Origin of the sequence: Candidatus Hakubella thermalkaliphila (genome assembly GCF_013281975.1) — a bacterium.
In the GTDB taxonomy this organism is placed as follows: Bacteria; Actinomycetota; Humimicrobiia; order Hakubellales; family Hakubellaceae; genus Hakubella; species Hakubella thermalkaliphila.
The window spans coordinates 1-964 of record NZ_BLRZ01000323.1; the positions used below are offsets into that span (position 1 = coordinate 1).

Annotated in this window: 1 protein-coding gene; it reads left to right on the forward strand. The window is 52.1% G+C overall.

The genetic code is table 11. From position 1 onward, the window contains the following. Positions 1-931 (forward strand): SPASM domain-containing protein (locus tag HW443_RS11885; protein ID WP_176238294.1); only part of this gene is annotated, 931 nt, incomplete at its 5' end. Positions 932-964: the final 33 nt, after the last annotated feature.

Consider the following 964-nt stretch of genomic DNA (forward strand, 5'->3'; position numbering starts at 1 on the left):
GGAGGTTCACGATTCTTTTCGCCAGGCGGCCGGGTCCTTTAAGGCCGCGGTCAGGGGTCTTACCTATGCCCGTCAGGGCAATCTGTCCTTTCAGATCAATACTACCGTCACCCGGCGCAATCTTCACGATCTCTCATCCATGCTGAACACCGTGGTCGATCTGGACGCTGTAGCCTGGGATGTATTTATGCTGGTTCCCACCGGAAGGGGGAAAATAGAGGACGAAGTTACTCCACAGGAATATGAAGAAGTCCTTAATTGGATTCATGAGGTCTCCCGTACTGCACCCATTCGCATCAAAGTGACCTGCGCTCCTCACTATATGCGCATAGTAAGGCAGAAGGCCAAAGAAAGGAGGGATAGCGGGAAGGATTCCCAACATCCTATCTCTTACTCCAAGAGGTTCGGTTCCGAGACAAGATGGGCAAGTCCTATATCCTCTGTAGACAACTATTTCCAGGCCCACCCAAGCTGCTGTTCAGATAGTGATAGATTTGAGCCTATTGCTCGCTCTGATGACCTGGGGAGTACGTTGAAGAGCTTCTTTGGTTCCCTGAAATCTGTCTCTTCTGAACAGGAGAACGGTAGGAATGCTGGCGCCTCAGCCCATCAGAGCTTCCGGAGGGGATGCCTGGCGGGAACCGGTTTTTGTTTCGTCTCCCATATCGGAGACGTACAGCCCTGCGGATACCTCAATCTGATAGCAGGAAACACTCGCAGACAGCCTTTTGGAGAGATATACCTGGAATCCGAGCTCTTCAGAAACTTACGAGACGTATCTCGGCTCGGAGGTAAGTGCGGCTACTGCGAGTATCGAATGATCTGTGGAGGCTGCCGGGCTCGTGCCTACGGTGTCCAGGGAAGCTATCTGGCAGAAGAGCCCTACTGCATCTATCAGCCCCGGAAAGGTGAAAAGAACTCGCGGCTATGACGCTGTGGATTTTGGTTCTTACCCACTATTTTT